Source organism: Luteococcus sp. (assembly GCF_043424415.1).
Lineage (GTDB): Bacteria > Actinomycetota > Actinomycetes > Propionibacteriales > Propionibacteriaceae > Luteococcus.
On record NZ_JBHWOO010000194.1, the window covers coordinates 1 to 18750 of the forward strand.

Genomic DNA, 18750 nt, shown 5'->3' on the forward strand with positions numbered 1-18750 from the left:
GTAGGCAGACGGGTGCCGCCCGGGCCGGCCCCAGTCGCAACGTGCAAGGGCCCCGGGCGCATGCCCGGGGCCCTCCCTGCAGATCTGCCGGCCAGGTACCTCAGCCCTGTTCCCCGCTGCGCCTGAGCACCTCGGAGAGACGCTCGGCGGCCGCCACCACTGCCGGTGCGTGCAGGCGTCCGGGCTGGCGGGTCAGGCGCTCGATGGGGCCGGAGACGCTGACGGCGGCCAGCACCTTGCCGCTGGGGGAACGCACCGGCGCCGAGACCGAGGCCACCCCGGCCTCCCGCTCGGCCACCGACTGCGCCCACCCGCGTCGTCGCACGGTGGCCAGGGCCACGGCGGAGAAGGCGGAGGAGTCCAGCCCTCGCTGCATCCGGTCCGGCTCGTCCCAGGCGAGCAGGACCTGGGCGGCCGAACCGGCCGTCATGGTGAGCTGGGAGCCGACGGGAATGGTGTCGCGCAGGCCGCTGGGGCGCTCGGCCACCGCGGCACAGATGCGGATCTCACCCTGGCGGCGGAAGAGTTGCGCCGATTCGCCCGTGATGTCGCGCAGCCGCGCAAGAATGGGTCCGGCGGTGGCCAGCAGCCGGTCCTCGCCGGCGGCCGCAGCCAGCTCGGTGAGCCGGGGGCCCAGCACGAAGCGGCCCTGCAGATCGCGGCCGACCAGCCGGTGATGCTCCAGCGCCACCGCGAGCCGGTGGGCCGTGGGGCGGGCCAGTCCGGTCTGCTGGACCAGTCCAGCCAGCGTCATGGGGCCGCCCTCGAGTGCCCCCAGCACCATGGCTGCCTTGTCCAGTACGCCTACGCCGCTCGTGTTGTCCATTGACCGAGAATAACGTCTCGTCATCTGATATTTCAATGCATACTGGGCGATGACGAGAGAGACGTTTCCCGCGTGGAAGAGGAGCCATGGGCAAGACACTGAGCGAAAAGGTCTGGGATGCGCATGTGGTGCGCAGCGCCGAGAACGAACCCGACCTGCTCTACATTGACCTGCACCTGGTCCACGAGGTGACCAGTCCGCAGGCCTTCGAGGGGCTGCGGATGGCCGGACGCCCGGTGCGTCGTCCAGACCTGACCCTGGCCACCGAGGACCACAACACGCCCACCATCGACATCGACAAGCCGATCGCCGACCCGGTCAGCCGCCTCCAGATCGAGACGCTGCGCGCCAATGCCGAGGAGTTCGGCATCCGCCTGCACTCGCTGGGTGACCGCGACCAGGGCATCGTGCACATCATCGGCCCCCAGCTGGGCCTCACCCAGCCCGGCATGACGATCGTGTGCGGAGACTCGCACACCGCCACCCACGGCGCCTTCGGGGCGATCGCCTTCGGCATCGGCACCAGCGAGGTGGAGCACGTCCTGGCCACCCAGACCCTGCCCCAGTCTCGCCCACGCACCATGGTGGTCAACATCGACGGGGAGCTGCCCGAAGGCGTCACTGCCAAGGACGTGGTGCTCGCGCTGATCGCCAAGGTGGGCACCGGCGGGGGGCAGGGGCACATCGTCGAGTACCGCGGCAGCGCCATTGAGGAGATGTCGATGGAGGGCCGCATGACCATCTGCAACATGTCCATCGAATGGGGCGCGAAGGCCGGCATGGTCGCTCCCGACCAGACCACCTTCGACTACCTCAAGGGTCGCCCCCACGCTCCCCAGGGCGAGGACTGGGACGCGGCCGTCGAGTACTGGAAGGGGCTGCGCACCGACGAGGACGCGGTCTTCGACACCGTCGTCGACCTCGACGCCAGCACCCTGACGCCCTTCGTCACCTGGGGCACCAATCCCGGCCAGGGAATCGGGCTGGGCGAGGCCGTGCCCCAGCCCGAGAGCTTCACCGACCCCGACGAGCAGCAGGCTGCCCGGCGCGCCCTGGAGTACATGGACCTGCAGGCCGGGATGCCGCTGCGCGAGGTGGCCGTGGACGCCGTCTTCGTCGGCTCCTGCACCAATGGCCGCATCGAGGACCTCCGGCTGGCGGCCGACGTGCTGCGCGGCCGCCGGGTGGCCGAGGGCGTGCGCATGCTGGTGGTTCCCGGATCTGCGCGGGTGCGCCTGGAGGCCGAGGCCGAGGGCCTCGACCGGGTCTTCCTCGACGCCGGTGCCCAGTGGCGAGCGGCCGGCTGTTCGATGTGCCTGGGCATGAATCCCGACCAGCTCGCACCGGGGGAGCGCTGCGCGTCCACCTCGAACCGCAACTTCGAGGGCCGCCAGGGCAAGGGGGGCCGCACCCACCTGGTGAGCCCGGCCGTCGCCGCCGCCACTGCCGTCACCGGACGCCTCAGCTCGCCGGCCGACCTGACCGAAAGGGCCATCTGAGATGGACAAGTTCACGACCCACACCGGAATTGCCGTTCCGCTGCGCCGATCGAATGTCGACACCGACCAGATCATTCCTGCTGTCTACCTGAAGAGAATCACCCGCACCGGATTCGAGGACGGCCTGTTCAGTGCCTGGCGCAATGATCCTGAATTCGTTCTGAACAAGGAACCCTGGCGTGATGGGTCAATCCTGGTGGCCGGTCCCGACTTCGGCACCGGCAGTTCGCGCGAGCATGCCGTGTGGGCCCTGCAGAACTATGGCTTCCGGGTGGTGGTGGGTTCCCGCTTCGGCGACATCTTCCGTTCCAATGCCGGCAAGTCCGGCCTGCTGCTGGCCACCGTCGACCAGGACGTGGTCGAGCAGCTGTGGGCCGTCGCCGAGCAGCACCCCGAGGAGCAGATGACCGTCGACCTGGGCGCCCGCACCATCACCGCCGGCGACCAGGTCCACCCCTTCTCGATCGACGACCACACCGCCCACCGCCTGGCCGAGGGACTCGACGACATCGGCTCCACCCTGCAGCACGCCTCCCAGATCGAGGCCTACGAGGCCTCGCGCCCCGGCTGGAAGCCCCGGACGCTGCCGGTCAAGGTGGCCGACTGAGCACCACAAATACGCCGGGCGCCCGCTTTTCCTTGTGGGAAAGCGGACGCTTTGCATTTGCTGAACAAAGACCCCTGCGGGGCGTGAAGGCTTGGAATGGGACGATTGTTCAACCTAGCTTTGATTTCACGCGACACGCACCGTGACGCGACCACCCGGCGGGGGGCCGGGGACGAAGAAAGGCACGTTGACGTGAACAAGGCAGAACTCATCGACTCCCTGGCGAAGGCCCATTTCGATGGCAACAAGGCGTCGGCCACCCGGGCGCTCAACGCCGTTGTCGACACCATCTCCACCGAGGTCGCCAACACCGGCAAGGTGTCCATCACCGGCTTCGGGGTCTTCGAGGTCATCCACCGCGAGGCCCGCATCGTGCGCAACCCGCGAACCGGGGAGCGCAAGCCCGCCGAGGCCATGGACCTGCCCCGCTTCCGCCCCGGCACCGACCTGAAGAAGCGGGTCACCGAGGCCTACAGCCAGCGGTGAGGCTCGCGCCGGCCCCACACCGGCACGAATCGGACGGCACCGCCGCGCCAGCGCAGGCCAACCATGACTGTCGGGGATGCCACGGTCGGTTGACCACTTGCGAGACGAGGCTCGGGGCGGGATCCTTCGGGACCCGCCCCCTCCGCATTCCCCTCGCCCAGCACTAGCGGCGCTGCGCAGGATGCACCAGCACCGGCGCCTGGGGCAGGCCGACGACCTGATCGTCGAGGATCCGGACGCGCTGTCCGGCCGACAGCCCAGTCACCTCGGCTGCGAGCGGCAGCTCCGCGCGCGTGCCGTCGTCGAGCAGGATCTCCACCACCGTCCCGCGCTGCTCCACCACCGTCCCACGCTGTTCCCTCCCGGTGCCCGACAGCTGCTGGTCATCTCGGCTCATGGCTCGATCCTGCCACGGCCCGACCGCTGCAGGCGTTGCCGGCGGGGCGGGGCCCCCGATGGGCTAGCGTTGGTTCGCACACGTCGTCGCGGCGGTGCCGCACCACGACAAGTCTGGTCGTGGCCCGGCCGCGTCACCACCCGCAGGAGGAATGCGCGCATGACGTCCGAGCCGAGCTCCACCGTCGAGGGCCGTCGCGGCTGCGACCGGGCCGGAGGCGAGCCCACCTACCGCTTCCTCGGCCAGGTCGCCCGGGGGCTCAACACACTCATCGGTCCCCGCCTCTGGCTAGACCAGCACAAGGTCCCCGCCTCGGGCGCCGTCCTGGTGGTCAGCAACCACATCAGCAAGTACGACCCCCTGGTGCTCGGGGACTACCTGATCTCCTCGGGACGGTGGCCGCGCTTCTTGGGAAAGTCGGACCTGTGGTCGACCCCCGTCGTCGGCTTCTTCGCCCGCGGATGCCGCCAGATCCCCGTCGAGCGCAACACCATCCGCGCGGGTGACTCCCTCAAGGCCGCGCGCGAGGCGCTGGACGCGGGCGAGATGGTGGCCATCTATCCCGAGGGTACGATCACCGCCGATCCCGAGACCTGGCCGATGACCGCTCGCACCGGTGCGGCCCGCCTGGCGCTGGAGACCCGCTGCCCGGTGCTGCCGGTGGGACAGTGGGGAGCCAACCACTTCATGCCGGGCAAGAAGCTCACCCATCCCCGTGTCCTTCCCCGCAAGCCCTTGCTCGCCAAGGCCGGTGACCTGCTCGACCTCTCTGACCTCTACGACGCCCCCGATCGGCACCAAGCCGTGCGGGTTGCCAGCGAGCGGATGATGGAGGCCATCACACGGCTGACCGCGGAACTGCGCCAGGAACAGGCCCCCGAGGACCGCTACGACATCCGCAAGAAGCAGCGGGTGCCCAAGGGGTCCACCTCGCTCGCCGACCCCGACGAGCAGCCCCCGGTGCAGCCCGGCGTCCTGTGAGGCCGTCGCCCGAGCCCAGACAGACCCGTTCGCGGGACCAGCACGACCAGGAAGAAGCCCCGATGCACGACCAGCCGCAGACCAGCACGAACCCCAGCGAGCAGCGACGCATCCGCGTGGCCGTCGTCTTCGGGGGACGCTCCGAGGAGCATCCGGTGAGTTGTTCCACGGCCGCCAGCGTGCTGGGTGCCATCGACCGCAGCCGCTATGACGTGCTGCCCATCGGCATCACCCGGCAGGGTCAGTGGGTGCTGGTGGACGACGACCCGGCCCCGCTGCGCCTGACCGCGACCCAGAAGCCGGAGGTGAGCGCCGGCAGCTCCCAGGTGATCGTCCCGCTGCGCGCCGGTGACCAGACCATGCAGGTGCTGGAGCCCGCCGAGGTACCGAGGGAACTGGGCGAGGTGGACGTCGTCCTCCCCTTGGTGCACGGCCCCTTCGGCGAGGACGGCACCCTGCAGGGGCTGTTCGAGCTGGCCGACCTGCGCTATGTCGGCTGTGGCGTGCTGGCCAGCGCGGTGATGATGGACAAGCACTACATGAAGGTCGTCTTCGAGGGCGCCGGCCTGACGGTGGGGCCCTATGAGGTCGTCACCGACCGCCAGTGGCGCCGCGACCCCGAGGCGGTACTCGAGCGCGTCTGCGGGCTGTCCTTCCCGGTCTTCGTCAAGCCGTGTCGGGGGGGTTCCTCCTTCGGGATCACCCGGGTCACCACGCCCGGTGGCCTGCGCGAGGCGATCGAGTCCGCTCGCGAGTACGACCTGAAGGTGATCGTCGAGCAGGGCATCGAGGGCCGCGAGATCGAGTGCGGAGTGCTGGAGGGCCACGGCACCGACGAGCCACGGGTTTCCGAGACCGGCGAGATCGTCGTGGTCGCCGACGACCACGCCTTCTACGACTTCGACGCCAAGTACCTCGACGAGGCGGCCGTCACACTGAGTTCGCCGGCCGACCTGCCGGCGGAGGTGCGCGAGCGGGTCCGCGAGGTGGCAAGGGCAGCCTTCGAGGCGGCCGGGTGCGAGGGACTGGCCCGCGTCGACTCCTTCGTGACGCCCGAGGGGCAGGTGATCCTCAACGAGATCAACACCATGCCCGGTTTCACACCCAGCTCGATGTTCCCGGTGATGTGGGCTGCCGCCGGAATGGACTACCCGACCCTGATCGACGAGCTGATCCAGCTGGCCTTGGAGCGCCCCCTCGGGCTTCGCTGACAGCACCGCGGCCCCGGCGAGGGTGCAGCCCGCAGTCCGATGTGGGCCTGTCCGGGGTCAGTAGGTCACCACGGGACAGGTGACCGTGCGCGTGATCCCCTCGATGTGCTGCACCTGCTCGGCCACCAGCCGTCCCAGGTCCTCGATGGTGGGCACCTCCACCTGCACCACCACGTCATAGGGGCCGGTGACGTCGTCGCACTGCACGGTCACCGGCATCTCCCGCAGAGCGGCGGCCACCTGGGGGATCTTGCCGATCTGCGTCTGGACCAAAACATAGGCGCGGACCATGGGGACTCCTGTATCGCTTGGCGGGAAGAAGTGACGCGTGACGGTCGGACCACGGCCTTCGGTAGCGTGTCGGGCATGGACGCTACCACCGCAGGAAGGCCCGGCCCCGGCTCGACGAATCCCGGGACGCCACAGTCACGGACCGTCTCGGAGCTCTCCGAGTTCTCGCTGATCGACCAGGTCACCCGGGACCTGCCCAGTGCCCCGGCCGTCTCGGTGGGGCCCGGCGATGACGCAGCGGTCCACCTGGTCAACGGTTCGGCCGTCACCAGCACCGACCTGCTGGTCGAGGGGGTCCACTTCCGCACCGAGTGGAGCACCGCCGAGCAGGTCGGCCGCAAGGCAGTGGCGGCCAACGTCGCCGACCTCGAGGCGATGGGGGCCACGCCGGTGGCCATGGTGGTGGCCCTCGGGATGCCCGCCGACACCCCGCTGGCCTGGCTCCGGGAGTTCTCCACCGGTGTGCGCGAGGAGGCGGCGCGGGCCGGCATCACCATCGTGGGTGGCGACACCACCCGCGCCCGCGACATCACCGTCTGCGTCACCGTGACCGGCGAGACCCAGGGCCGTCAGCCGGTGCTGCGCAACGGTGCCCGTCCTGGCCAGGTGGTGGCCGTGCGCGGACGGCTGGGCTGGGCCGCGGCCGGCCTGGCGGTGCTGGGCCGGGGATTTCGGTCCCCGCGCGCGGCCGTCGACGCCCAGCGGGTGCCGCAGGTGCCCTACGGCGCGGGCCGAAAGGCCGCCGAGGCCGGGGCCAGCGCCATGCTCGACGTCTCCGACGGCCTGCTGGCCGACCTGGGCCACGTCGCCGAGGCGAGCCAGGTGGTGATCGACCTCGACACTGCGCGGCTGCCCGTCGATGACCCGGTGCGGGCCGTCGCCGCAGCCACCGGCAAGGATCCCCTCGAACTGGTCCTGGGTGGGGGAGAGGACCACGCCCTGGCAGCCTGCTTCGATCCGGGCCAGGTACCCGAGGGTTGGCTGGAACTCGGACGGATCCGCGAGTGCGCGCCGGGGGAGGCCCCGACCGTGCTGGTCGACTCCCAGCAGTGGGCAGGGCCCCGGGGATGGGACCACTTCACCTCCTGACCAAGCCATCCGCGCGGGGCCTGCTGGCAATCCCGGCGGCGTGGACACCGGAGCTGCCAGAGTCGATGGATTAGGCTGGCCGCATGGCGACCCGCGCGTCTTCCCCACCGCGGTCCGGAGCCAACGCCAGGTCCAGCGCCGCCCAGCGCGGCAAGGCGTCCTCTGGTTCGCGGTCTGCAGGAAGCAAGAAGAACTCCCGGTCCGGTTCCTCCAGGGCACCGCGTCCGGTGGCCGAGCTGCGCCCGAATCCGCTGGTCCGGGGGCTCGCTGCGCTGTGGCGCGGCACCGCCCGGCTCACCGGCGACGTGGCCCGAAGCGTCAGCGGGGCCTCGGACGCCCCCGAGCTGCAGGACCGCCGCGACTCCGCCGGTCTCTTCCTCATGCTGCTGGGCCTCGTGGTCGCCGCACGCTTCTGGTTCCTGCTGCCGGGAGTGGTGGGCGAGGCCATTGGCGTCGGGGTCAGCACGATCTTCGGCGGGCTCAGCTTCGCCGTGCCCCTGCTGGCCTTCGCCATGGCCTGGCGCACCCTGCGTCATCCCCAGCGCAATGGCAGCGGCGGACGCCAGCTGGTCGGCTGGACCTGCTTCCTGCTGGGGCTGCTGGGGCTGCTCAACATCGCCCACGGACTGCCAAGGCCGAGCGAGCCGGAACAGATGCGCGAGGCCGGCGGGATCCTTGGCTACATCTCCTCCAGCCTGCTGGCCGACCTGCTGACGGTCTGGGGAGCGGTCCCGCTGCTGGTGGCCCTGATGTTCTTCGGGATCGTCGTCATCATCGGCATCCCCCTCTACGAGATCGCCGACCGGGTCCAGCAGGCCCGTCACAATGCCGCCGAGCACCGCGCCCAGCGCACGCGCGCCAGCATCGAGTACGGCGTCGACCAGGCCTATGACAGCCCCCTGATCAAGGGCGAGATCGAGGCCCCCCGCGACGAGCGCGAGACCGAGGTCTTCGACGTCGAGCAGGTCGAGCAGCAGGAGTCCGGTCGCCGTCGCCGCAAGCAGCCCGTCACCGCTGGCAGGCCCGTGGACGAACGGCTCGACGAGGACACCGAGGCAGGCTCCGCGGCTCCCGGTGGTGCCACCCGGGCCGACCTTGCCGCCAAGGGTGCCGCCAAGGACGGCGCGACTGCGGCCCCCGACCTGCAGGTGGGCACCCCGCTCGAGGCCCCCAACCATTCGCCGATCCCACAGCGCGTCGAACAGCTCACCCTGTCCGGTGACGTGCAGTACACCCTGCCCGATGCCAGCACCCTCAAGCCCGGCTCGGTCCCCAAGGCCCGCTCCGAGGCCTCCGACCAGGTGGTGACCCGGCTGACCGAGGTGCTCGACCAATTCGAGATCGACGCCCAGGTGACCGGCTACACCCGTGGCCCGACCGTCACCCGCTACGAGGTGGAGCTCGGCAATGCCGTCAAGGTGGAGAAGGTCACGGCGCTGAGCAAGAACATCGCCTATGCGGTGGCCTCGCCCGACGTGCGCATCCTCTCGCCGATCCCCGGCAAGAGCGCCATCGGCATCGAGATCCCCAACCTCGACAAGGAGGTCGTCAGCCTCGGCGACGTGCTGCGCTCCAACAAGGCGCGCAATGACCACCACCCGATGGTGGTCGGCCTGGGCAAGGACGTCGAGGGCGGCTTCGTGATCGCCAACATGGCCAAGATGCCGCACCTGCTGGTCGCCGGCGCCACCGGCTCGGGCAAGTCCTCCTTCGTCAACTCCCTGATCACCTCGGTGATGATGCGCGCCACGCCCGACGAGGTCCGCATGTTGCTGGTCGACCCCAAGCGGGTGGAGCTCAACCACTACGAGGGCATCCCTCACCTGGTCACCCCCATCATCACCAGCCCCAAGAAGGCCGCTGAGGCGCTGCAGTGGGTGGTCAAGGAGATGGACCAGCGCTACGACGACCTTGCCGCCTTCGGCTTCCGCCACGTCGACGACTTCAACAAGGCCGTCCGCGCCGGTCAGGTGACGCTGCCCGAGGGCAGCGAGCGCGTCCTGGCGCCCTATCCCTACCTGCTGGTGGTCGTCGACGAGCTGGCCGACCTGATGATGGTGGCCCCGCGCGATGTCGAGGACTCCATCGTGCGCATCACCCAGTTGGCGCGTGCCGCCGGCATCCACCTGGTGCTCGCCACCCAGCGCCCGTCCACCGACGTGGTCACCGGCCTGATCAAGGCCAATGTGCCCTCCCGTCTGGCCTTCGCCACCAGCTCGATGACCGACTCTCGCGTCATCCTCGACCAGCCCGGTGCCGAGAAGCTCGTCGGTCAGGGCGACGGTCTCTTCCTGCCGATGGGTGCCGGCAAGCCGGTGCGCGTGCAGGGCTCGTGGGTGACCGAGGCGGAGATCCGCGAGGTGGTCACCCACGTCACCGAACAGCTCAAGCCGCAGTACCGCGAGGACGTCACCGCCGGTGGCGAGTCGAGCAAGAAGGTGGCCGAGGACATCGGCGACGACCTGGAGCTGGTCCTGGACGCGGCCCGCCTGGTGGTGGAGCTGCAGCTGGGCTCCACCTCGATGCTGCAGCGCAAGCTGCGCGTCGGCTTCGCCAAGGCCGGACGCCTGATGGACATCCTCGAGACGCGCGGCGTCGTCGGGCCCTCCGAGGGCTCGAAGCCCCGCGAGGTGCTCGTCCAGCCCGACGACCTCGAGGACGTGCTGGCGAACCTCGCAGCCGGCTGAGACCCTGCCCGGGCCGGGATTCTGCGCCCAGCCGCCCGGGCGGGGATAATGGCTGCACCATGACACAGAGCACCCATGGCGCCCCGCGCGCCGACGACCTGACCACCGTCCACCTCGTGACCCTCGGATGCGCCCGCAACGAGGTCGACTCGGAGGAGCTCGCGGCTCGCCTGGAGGAGGGCGGATTCCGCCTGGTCGACAGCCCCGAGGATGCCCAGGCCGTGATGGTGAACACCTGTGGCTTCGTCGAGCAGGCCAAGAAGGACTCCGTCGACACGCTGCTGGCCGCCGCGGACCTCAAGGCGTCCGGCTCCGCCCAGGCCGTTGTGGCGGTCGGGTGCATGGCCGAGCGCTATGGCAACGAGCTGGCCACCTCCATGCCGGAGGCCGATGCCGTGCTCGGCTTCGACGACTACGCCGATGTGGCCGACAAGCTCAACCGCATCCTGCACGGTGAACAGCACCAGGCGCACGTGCCTCGCGACCGTCGCACCCTGCTACCGCTGACCCCCGTCTCGCGCCACGAGGCCGCCGCCCAGGTCTCGGTGCCCGGCCACCACACCGACCTGCCCGAGGGCATCGCCCCGGCCTCCGGCCCCCGCGTGCTGCGCCGGCGCCTGGGTCACAGCCCCAGCGCCCCGCTGAAGCTCGCCTCGGGCTGTGACCGTCGCTGTGCCTTCTGCGCCATCCCGGCCTTCCGGGGCTCCTACCTGTCCCGCCCGGCCGACGAGGTGCTGGCCGAGGCACGCTGGCTTGCCGAGCAGGGAGTCAAGGAGGTCTTCCTGGTCAGCGAGAACACCTCCAGCTACGGCAAGGACCTGGGGGACCTGCGCAGCCTGGAAAAGCTGCTCGGTGACCTGTCGAAGGTCGACGGCCTGGACTGGATTCGGGTCAGCTACCTCCAGCCCGCCGAGCTGCGGCCCGAACTGGTGCGCGCCATGACCAGCACCGACAAGGTGGTTCCCTATTTCGACATCAGCTTCCAGCACGCCTCCGCGCCGTTGCTGCGCCGGATGCGCCGTTTCGGTGACCCGGACAGCTTCCTCGGCCTGATCGAGCAGGTGCGTGCCGCAGCCCCCACCGCGGGAATCCGCTCGAACGTGATCGCCGGCTTCCCCGGCGAGACCGAGCACGACGTCCAGGTGCTCAAGGACTTCCTGTCCGAGGCGCGCCTCGATGTCGTCGGGGTCTTCGGCTATTCCGACGAGGAAGGGACCGAGGCCGCCGGGCTCGACGCCCACGTCGACCCCGACGAGGTGGAGGCCCGACGCAGTGAGCTGGCAGACCTTGCCGCCGAGCTGTGCGACCAGCGCGCCGAGGACCGGATGGGGGAGCGGGTGGAGGTGCTCGTGGAGTCGGTGGAGACCGACGGCGAGCCCGAGGTCCTCGGGCGTGCCCGCCACCAGGGCCCGGAGGTCGACGGCACCACCCTGCTGGTCGACAGCACCGCCCGTGTGGGCGACCTGGTGCAGGCGGTGGTGGTCGACAGCGAAGGCGTGGACCTGATCGCCGCCGTCGAGGGCTGAATCTTGCCTCGCAGCACTAGGCTGCATCTGTAGCACCCACGCCGGCCGCTGTCGCCGTGCTGGCCCCACCCCGTGCGCACAGGAGGATCATGAGCGAGAAGACCGCCACCCCGAGCCAGTGGAATGTCCCCAATGTCCTCACCGGGGTGCGCATGGCGCTGGTCCCGGTCTTCGCGTGGATGCTGTTGAGCCATCCCCACGAGTGGGACTGGCGGTTGTGGACCACCGCGGTCTTCTGCTTCGCCATCGCCACCGACTTCGTCGACGGCAAGATCGCCCGCAAGTACGACCTGGTGACCAACTTCGGCAAGCTGTGGGATCCCATCGCCGACAAGGCGCTGACCGGCATGGCATTCATCGGTCTGAGCATCCTGGGGGAACTGCAGTGGTGGGTGACCATCATCATCCTGGTCCGCGAGTGGGGTATCACCATCCTGCGCTGGGCCATCATGAAGTACGGCGTGATGGCGGCCAACCGGGGTGGAAAGGCCAAGACCTTCGTGCAGGCGCTTGCCCTCGTGCTCTACCTGATGTGGCTGCCCATGCTGCCCCTGTGGGTGCAGTGGACCGCCTGGTTCCTGATGGCTGCCGCCTTCGTGCTCACCGTGCTCACCGGCCTGGACTACCTGCGCGAGGCCGCCAAGCTGCGCCGCGAGGCCCTGGCCCGCTGGGCCGTCGAGGGACATCCGGGACGTCCGTGAGCCACGCCGTCTGGCCCGACCTGGTCCCCGTCGCAGGCCGGGTCGTGGAGCAGTTGGCCGCTCGGGGACTGACCCTGGGCACCTGCGAATCCCTGACCGGCGGTGCCCTGGCGGCGACGCTCACCGAGGTGCCCGGGGCCAGCCGAGTCGTTCGTGGGGGACTGGTCACCTATGCCAGCGAGCTCAAGGTGGCCCTGGCCGGGGTGGATGCCGAGGGCGTGGTAGCCCACGGGGTGGTCAACGAGGACACCGCGGTGCAGATGGCGCGCGGTGCCCGTCGGGCCCTCGGTGTTGACCTCGCCGTCTCCTGCACCGGGGTGGCCGGTCCGTCCCCGCAGGATGGCCAGGCGGTCGGTGCCGTCTGGATCGCGCTGGCGGGAGTGGGCGACGCAATGACCACCAGATTTCACCATTTCGATGGTGGCCGATCGGCGATCAGATGGAATACTGGAAGAGCGGCGCTGGAACTGCTGGCTGCCCACCTGGGAGATGCCAGGAGCACGCAGGATCCCGCATGATGATTCCCCCTTCGAGGTGAGAAAGACCTCGTTGGGCTGAACATCAGCTGAACCCCGCCCCGCCAGGGGAGCGATTGGGGCAACAAGTTCGTTGAGATGGTGCAGACCTCTTCGACAACCGCGTCGGAGAAGACAGAAAGTTGGGGTCCCGTGAAGCCTGTACTCCTTCGCGAAGTTATCGGTGAAACGTTGCGTGAACAGCGATTCGCCCAAGGCAGGACGCTGCGCGAGGTGTCCATGGCGGCGCGGGTGAGCCTTGGCTACCTGTCCGAGGTCGAGCGCGGCCAGAAGGAGGCCTCCAGCGAACTGCTGGCCTCGATCTGCAAGGCGCTCGAGGTCCCGATGTCCTCGGTGCTGGCCACCGTCAGCAACAAGCTCGCCCTGGCCGAGGGGCAGCGCGTGACCGTCGCCGCCTGAGGCAGCGGCCTCGCCGGGACGGTTCAGCTCCCGGCGGCCGCCCACCCACCCAGGGCCCCGCTGCTGGCGGCCTCCACTTGGTGTACCTCGATGCCCTGGGCGCGGATGAGACCGATCTCGGCGGCATCAGCGTGGGAATCGGTGACCAGAACGTCGATCTCGTCCAGGCCTGCCAGCCTGGCGAGCAGGATCCGTCCCACCTTGGAGCCGTCGGCCACCGCGATCACTCGCTGGGCGCGAGCGATCATGGTGTGGTTCGTGTGTGCCTCCACCTCGTCGTGGGTGGTCAGTCCGCCGGTGACGCTCACCCCGTCCGAGCCGACGATGGCGGTGCCGACGTTGACCTGGCGGAAGGTGGCTTCGGCGAGCCCGCCGACCAGCTCCAGCGAATTGGGGCGCAGCACGCCCCCCGCCACCAGGACCCGGGAACGTCCTTGGCCTGCGGCCTCCAGTGCCAGCCCCACCGAGTTGGTGATGATCGTGAGGTCCTCGCGAGGGTGCAGTGCGCGCAGCACCTCCGTGGTCGTCGTGCCCCCGGTGAGGGCGATCGCATGCCGCCCGGCGGGCAGCATGGAGGCCACGCAGCGCGCGATCGCCTGCTTCGAGTCACGATTGCGGCCGTCGCGCAGGCTCACCGGAAGTTCGGTGGTGTGTCCGAGGCTACGCACCGCACCGTGGCTGCGAATCAGCAAGCCCTGGTCCGCCAACTGGCTCACGTCCCTGCGGATGGTGGCGGCCGACGCATCGAACATCTCCGCCAGTTCGCGCAACTGCAGCTGGCCACGCTCTGCGAGCGCCGCGAGGATCGCGGCCATGCGCTCGGAGCGCTTGGCCGAATGGGCGATGTCGGCGTTCATGTCGCCTCCTGGAGGTCACTGGTGAGCGGCTGAGCGCAGTGACTGCGCAAGTGCTCATTCCAGATCCTAGTCCGGGCCGGTTCCTGGACGGTTGCAGCCAGGCTTGTGCCCCCGGCCACCCCGGGTCAGAGCCGCAGGCGATAGCCCTGGGGTGTCATCGCCATGCCCGCTGACTGCAGCAGTGCTCCCATGCGGGCATCGGTCAGGGCCGGGGTGCCGTTGACCTTCTCGATGGTCATGGTGGGCAGTGAACGGGAACGTGCCGTGGCGACCAGGGCCTCCAGGGCACACGACAGGTCCTGTTCGGGCGCGCCGAAGGTCACCAAGGTGCGCACTCCCCGTTCCAGGAAGAGAACCGGACGACCCGCGTGCAGGACCACCAGGGCGCCCGCCCGCCGGGTCGGCCGATGACCCTCGCTGTCGGGCCAGGGCAGTGATGCCCCATAGGGATTGGCCGGGTCACACGCCGCCAGCACGACGGGTGCGGTGGCGGCGCGCGTCTCGGTCGCTTCCGAGGCCCCCACCTCGCGCAGCCGGTCGACGACCCCTGGCAGTGCGAACTGCGCGGCACCCAGACCTTCCACGAAGTAGCCGCGGCGCACCGCTCCGGTCTCCTCCAACTGGGCCATCAACCGATAGGCCTGGCTGAAGTTCATGCCCATCTCCTCGCTGAGCACACTGCCGCGCGTGAGCACGCCATAGCGACCCAGCTGCAGCGCCATCCGTCCCAGGTCCGCCTCGACACCGTCCTGACTGGCACGCACCGCGCTCCAGCGCCCGGGCAGTGACGGCGAGCTGACCGGACGGAGTTGCCGCAGTGCCGAGCGCCGGGTGGGGCGTGCTGCGACCTTGTGCTTGAGGACCCCGCGGGCACTGGCAGCGCGCAGCGGCAGGAAGCTGTCACAGGTGACCAGTCCCACCCAGACCAGGTCCCACAGTGCCTCGGTCACCGCCGAGGCCGATTCGCCGAAGCCGAGGTCCTCCACCCGCCACGCGCCGCCCCCTCGAAGATGCGCGAGGATGCGCTGGGACAAGTCGCAAAGCTCGGCGCCGTCCTCGCGCGGGGCGGGCAGGACGGCATCGCCCGGCCAGAGCTGGACCCATCCGTCCTTGGCCCCGAGCGCGCCGTGGCCCGTCCAGACCACCTCACCGGTCGAGAGCAGCTCCTCGAGCATCGCAGGCTGGTAGCCGGCGACCCGTGAGGGCAGCACGAGGGTCTCCAGCATCGAGGACGGGATCGGATAGCCCGCCAACAGCTCGACCGCCTGCACCAGGCCATCCATCCCGGTGGGTGGGGCGGTGACCTCGTGCCATTGCGCCAAGAAGTGTGCGAATCCCTCCGGTTCGACGGCCTCCACGGCATGCCGCAAGGCCGCCAGCGTGCGGCGACGCACCGTGCGCATCACCTGGGAAGCCATGTACTGGGCACCCGCGCCGCCGTCGAAATCTCCCGTGAGCACCTCCTGTCGGGCCACGGCCGCATCAAGCCGGGCTGCCACCTGCGCAGTCCCAATGCCCAGGCGCGTGGCGATGTCCTCAGCGCGCACCACCACGTGAGTGCGGCACCAGCGTTGCACCAGGCGGTCGATCGCCGAGGTCGGGTCGGCCACCGAGGAGGGGACGGCCAGCCCGGCCGGGACGGGAATCCCGAGCCCGTCGCGCAAGAGGGCGAAGTCGTCGGTGACGGCGACCCGCTCCACACCGGCAACCCGTGCCCGCCCCACGCGTCCCGCCGCCTCCAGCTCCGTCAGCCACGTCGTCGGGTCCTGGTCACTGCGCTCGCGGCACTCGTCGAACCCCAGCGGGCCGATGTGGCGCAGCATGTCCCAGAACTGCTCCGCCGAGCCCGCCCGTCGGTCCTCGACCAGGTGCTGGAGCTCCGCCTCCAGCTCGGCCACCACCTGCGGGTCGAGCACCATCTGCCCCGACTCCTGGCCGAGCAGCTGGGCGAGCAGGGCCGGGTCGAGGCTGAGCGCAGCGAGTCGTCGCTCAGCCAGGGGCTGGTCGCCGTCGTAGATGAACTCGCCGGTGTAGCCGAACATCATGCTGCGCGCCATCGGGGAGGCCTCCTGGGTCTCCACCTCCACCACGCGCACCCTCCGTGCTGTGACCTGGCGCAGCAGCTCCTCCAGCTGGGGCAGGTCGAAGACGTCCTCCAGGCACTCCCGCATCGCCTCCAGCACGATCGGGAAGTCGCGGTACTGGCCTGCTACCTGCAGCAGCTGGGCCGAACGCATCCGCTGCTGCCACAGGGGCGTTCGACGCCCCGGCGTACGGCGGGGCAGCAGCAGGGCGCGCGCTGCGCACTCCCGGAAGCGGGAGGCGAACAGGGCTGAACCGTAGAGCTCCTGGGTCACCAGGTCGCGGACCTCGTCCGGGTCGGCCATCAGCAGCTCCGCGCCGGGGGACTGGTCGCCGACATCAGGGACGTGCAGCACGATCCCGTCGTTGCCGGCCACGGCGTGCACCTCTTCGCCGAAGACCTCACGGGCACGCGCCTCCACCACCAGCGACAGCGGCTGCAGCACGCGCCGCCCCAGACTGCTGTGGATGCACACCCGCCAGTCGCCCAGCTCGTCGCGGAAGCGCTCCACCATCAGCACCTCGCTGGAGGGCACCACGCTGGTGGCGGCGACCTGCTCGGCCACCAGGCCGGCCAGGTTGGCCCTGGCCGAGTCCTGCAGGTCCAGCCCGGCCGGGAGCCGGAGCGTGTGGTCGCCGCTGGCGGTGATCTCGGCCATCGCCTCACCGATCGCGCGGCCCACCTCGACCGGACGGCTCGGCTGGTCACTGGTCCAGAAGGGCAGCCGTCCCGCCAGGCCGGCGGCGGAGGTGACCAGTACCTGGTTGGGGGTGATCTCCTCGATCCGCCACGAGGTGGTCCCCAGGGTGAACACGTCCCCCACCCGGGACTCGTAGACCATCTCCTCGTCCAGCTCCCCGACCCGCCGGCCCGGTTCACGCTTGCCCGAGGCGCTCCCGGTACCGACCAGGAAGACACCGAAGAGGCCCCGGTCGGGGATCGTGCCGCCGGAGGTCACCACCAGCCGACGGGCACCAGGGCGTCCGGTCAGGGTTTGTGCCACCCTGTCCCAGACCAGTCGGGGCTTGAACTCGGCGAAGTCCTCACTGGGATAGCGACCACTGAGCATGTCGAGCACCGATTCCCAGACCGCCTCGGGCAGCTCACGGTAGGCATCGCAACGACGTACCAGGGCAAGGGCGTCGGCGACCGGCCAGGTCTGGTCCACGCACATGCTCACCAGGTGCTGGGCCAGCACGTCCAGCGGATTGCGCAGCCGAGGGACGGACTCGATCTGGTTGTCCATCATCCGCCTGGCCACGACCGCGGCCTCGAGCAGGTCGTTGCGATGCGTCGGGAGCACAACGCCGTGACTCGTGGCCCCCACCTGGTGTCCGGCGCGGCCGATGCGTTGCAGGCCGCTGGCGACGGATGGGGGAGAGGAGACCTGGATCACGAGGTCGACCGCGCCCATGTCGATGCCCAGTTCCAACGAGCTGGTGGCGACCACGCACGGCAGGGTGCCGGACTTGAGCTGGGCCTCGATCTCGGCACGGCGTTCCTTGCTCACCGACCCGTGGTGGGCGCGGGCCACCACGGGTGCCCGGGTGCCGTCATTGCCGCGGGTGGCGCCCGATTGGGCCATCACCTGGGCGGGGGCGGCAGAAGGTTCCGGGTTGCCGGCCTCGAGGCGTTCGGTGTGCAGGTCGTTGAGGTGGGAGGTGAGCCGTTCGGCCACCCGTCGTGAGTTGACGAAACAGATGGTCGAGCGGTGGGCGTCCACCAGTTCGAGAATGCGATGTTCCAGAAAGGGCCAGATCGACGCATTGGCCGGCGCGTCCTCCCCAGACTGGACGTCGCGTCCCGGCGGGCTGGACAGGTCGGTCATGTCCTCCAGGGGGACCTCGACGTCGAGCTTCCACTGTTTGGCCGATGGCGGTGCCACGACGGTGACCAGCCGGTCACCGCCGAGGAAGGCCGCCACCCTTTCTGGTGGCGTCACGGTGGCCGAGAGCCCGATGCGCTGGGCGCCGCCCCTGGCGCTCATGGCATCCAGCCGCTCCATGCTGAGCGCCAGGTGCACGCCGCGCTTGGTGCCCGCCAGGGCGTGGACCTCGTCGACGATGATGGTCTCGACCTCGTCGAGGGTTTCGGCCACCTGGCTGGACAGCATCAGGAAGAGTGACTCGGGCGTTGTGATCAAGATGTCGGGGGGATCGGTCTGCAGGCGGCGCCGGTCCTTGGCGGGCGTGTCGCCGGAGCGCACGGCCACCCGCACCTGCGGTGCCGCTTCCCCGAGCTGTTCGGCGGCCAGCTGGATGCCCCGCAATGGCGCCCTCAGGTTGCGCTCGATGTCCACGGCCAGTGCCTTGAGTGGCGAGACGTAGAGCACCCGGACCTTGCCGGGGCGGGCTTGTGTGGCCAGTCGGTCCAGGCAGTGGAGGAAGGCCGCCAGAGTCTTGCCAGAACCGGTGGGAGCCACCACGAGGGCGTGCCGGCGGCTCCCGATCGCCTGCCAGGCGGCGACCTGTGCCGGTGTGGGATCCGCGAAGACCTGCGAGAACCACGAGCGGGTGGCGGGGGCGAAGCCCGCCAGGGAGTCATCGGCACGCTGGTTCATGTGAGCCATTGTGA

General features: G+C 70.0%; 15 protein-coding genes and 2 pseudogenes. 12 read left to right on the forward strand and 5 right to left on the reverse strand.

All coding sequences use genetic code 11. From position 1 onward, the window contains the following. Positions 1 to 100: 100 nt before the first annotated feature. The gene (locus ACHFFZ_RS11205) at positions 101 to 826 is read right to left on the reverse strand and encodes an IclR family transcriptional regulator (protein WP_394276699.1); all 726 of its coding nucleotides are present in this window, start codon (positions 824 to 826) and stop codon (positions 101 to 103) included. A gap of 86 nt (positions 827 to 912) precedes the next feature. Here ACHFFZ_RS11205 and leuC point away from each other — a divergent pair, with 86 nt between their 5' ends. The 3 genes from leuC (at position 913) to ACHFFZ_RS11220 (ending at position 3418) form a co-directional block, all read left to right on the forward strand. Next, positions 913 to 2325: a 3-isopropylmalate dehydratase large subunit gene (gene leuC / locus ACHFFZ_RS11210; RefSeq protein WP_394276700.1), complete on the forward strand. Its 1413-nt coding sequence runs from the start codon at positions 913 to 915 to the stop codon at positions 2323 to 2325. 1 nt (position 2326) lies between these two features. Continuing rightward, positions 2327 to 2932, forward strand: a complete 606-nt coding sequence (gene leuD, locus ACHFFZ_RS11215) for a 3-isopropylmalate dehydratase small subunit (RefSeq protein ID WP_394276701.1) — start codon at positions 2327 to 2329, stop codon at positions 2930 to 2932. 192 nt (positions 2933 to 3124) lie between these two features. Next, a complete protein-coding gene (locus ACHFFZ_RS11220) occupies positions 3125 to 3418 on the forward strand; it encodes an HU family DNA-binding protein (RefSeq protein ID WP_394276702.1) in 294 nt (97 codons plus the stop codon). A 163-nt stretch (positions 3419 to 3581) separates the two neighbouring features. Here ACHFFZ_RS11220 and ACHFFZ_RS11225 read toward each other — a convergent pair whose 3' ends face one another. Further along, positions 3582 to 3815, reverse strand: a complete 234-nt coding sequence (locus ACHFFZ_RS11225; protein WP_394276703.1) for a hypothetical protein — start codon at positions 3813 to 3815, stop codon at positions 3582 to 3584. Positions 3816 to 3974: 159 nt separating this feature from the next. Between ACHFFZ_RS11225 and ACHFFZ_RS11230 the strand changes: the two genes are divergently transcribed. Next, a complete protein-coding gene (locus ACHFFZ_RS11230) occupies positions 3975 to 4796 on the forward strand; it encodes a lysophospholipid acyltransferase family protein (RefSeq protein ID WP_394276704.1) in 822 nt (273 codons plus the stop codon). Positions 4797 to 4858: 62 nt separating this feature from the next. Further along, on the forward strand, positions 4859 to 6007 hold the full coding sequence (locus ACHFFZ_RS11235; protein WP_394276705.1) for a D-alanine--D-alanine ligase family protein: 1149 nt from the start codon (positions 4859 to 4861) through the stop codon (positions 6005 to 6007). Positions 6008 to 6064: 57 nt separating this feature from the next. Here the strand turns inward: ACHFFZ_RS11235 and ACHFFZ_RS11240 are convergent, their stop codons facing one another. Beyond that, positions 6065 to 6298: an Lrp/AsnC family transcriptional regulator gene (locus tag ACHFFZ_RS11240; protein WP_394276706.1), complete on the reverse strand. Its 234-nt coding sequence runs from the start codon at positions 6296 to 6298 to the stop codon at positions 6065 to 6067. A gap of 75 nt (positions 6299 to 6373) precedes the next feature. Here ACHFFZ_RS11240 and ACHFFZ_RS11245 point away from each other — a divergent pair, with 75 nt between their 5' ends. From ACHFFZ_RS11245 to ACHFFZ_RS11275, 7 genes and pseudogenes are all read left to right on the forward strand, one after another. After that, complete coding sequence (locus ACHFFZ_RS11245) at positions 6374 to 7387, forward strand: thiamine-phosphate kinase (RefSeq protein ID WP_394276707.1); 1014 nt, start codon at positions 6374 to 6376, stop codon at positions 7385 to 7387. Between the two features lie 344 nt (positions 7388 to 7731). Beyond that, positions 7732 to 8205, forward strand: a pseudogene (locus tag ACHFFZ_RS11250) (DNA translocase FtsK 4TM domain-containing protein); the annotation flags it as partial. A gap of 336 nt (positions 8206 to 8541) precedes the next feature. Then, positions 8542 to 10074 (forward strand): annotated as a pseudogene (locus ACHFFZ_RS11255) (DNA translocase FtsK); the annotation flags it as partial. 59 nt (positions 10075 to 10133) lie between these two features. Next, a complete protein-coding gene (gene rimO / locus ACHFFZ_RS11260; RefSeq protein WP_394276708.1) occupies positions 10134 to 11600 on the forward strand; it encodes a 30S ribosomal protein S12 methylthiotransferase RimO in 1467 nt (488 codons plus the stop codon). Positions 11601 to 11689: 89 nt separating this feature from the next. After that, on the forward strand, positions 11690 to 12301 hold the full coding sequence (gene pgsA, locus ACHFFZ_RS11265; RefSeq protein ID WP_394276709.1) for a CDP-diacylglycerol--glycerol-3-phosphate 3-phosphatidyltransferase: 612 nt from the start codon (positions 11690 to 11692) through the stop codon (positions 12299 to 12301). Next, the gene (locus ACHFFZ_RS11270) at positions 12298 to 12819 is read left to right on the forward strand and encodes a CinA family protein (RefSeq protein WP_394276710.1); all 522 of its coding nucleotides are present in this window, start codon (positions 12298 to 12300) and stop codon (positions 12817 to 12819) included. Before pgsA ends, ACHFFZ_RS11270 begins: the two co-directional genes overlap by 4 nt. A 150-nt stretch (positions 12820 to 12969) precedes the next feature. Further along, positions 12970 to 13236, forward strand: a complete 267-nt coding sequence (locus ACHFFZ_RS11275) for a helix-turn-helix domain-containing protein (RefSeq protein ID WP_394276711.1) — start codon at positions 12970 to 12972, stop codon at positions 13234 to 13236. A gap of 23 nt (positions 13237 to 13259) precedes the next feature. Here the strand turns inward: ACHFFZ_RS11275 and ACHFFZ_RS11280 are convergent, their stop codons facing one another. Continuing rightward, positions 13260 to 14051 carry a DeoR/GlpR family DNA-binding transcription regulator gene (locus tag ACHFFZ_RS11280; protein ID WP_394276721.1) on the reverse strand — a complete coding sequence of 264 codons (792 nt, stop codon included), beginning with the start codon at positions 14049 to 14051 and terminating at the stop codon, positions 13260 to 13262. A 167-nt stretch (positions 14052 to 14218) separates the two neighbouring features. After that, entirely contained in the window at positions 14219 to 18736 is a 4518-nt protein-coding gene (locus ACHFFZ_RS11285; protein ID WP_394276712.1) for a DEAD/DEAH box helicase, read from the reverse strand. Between the last annotated feature and the right edge of the window lie 14 nt (positions 18737 to 18750).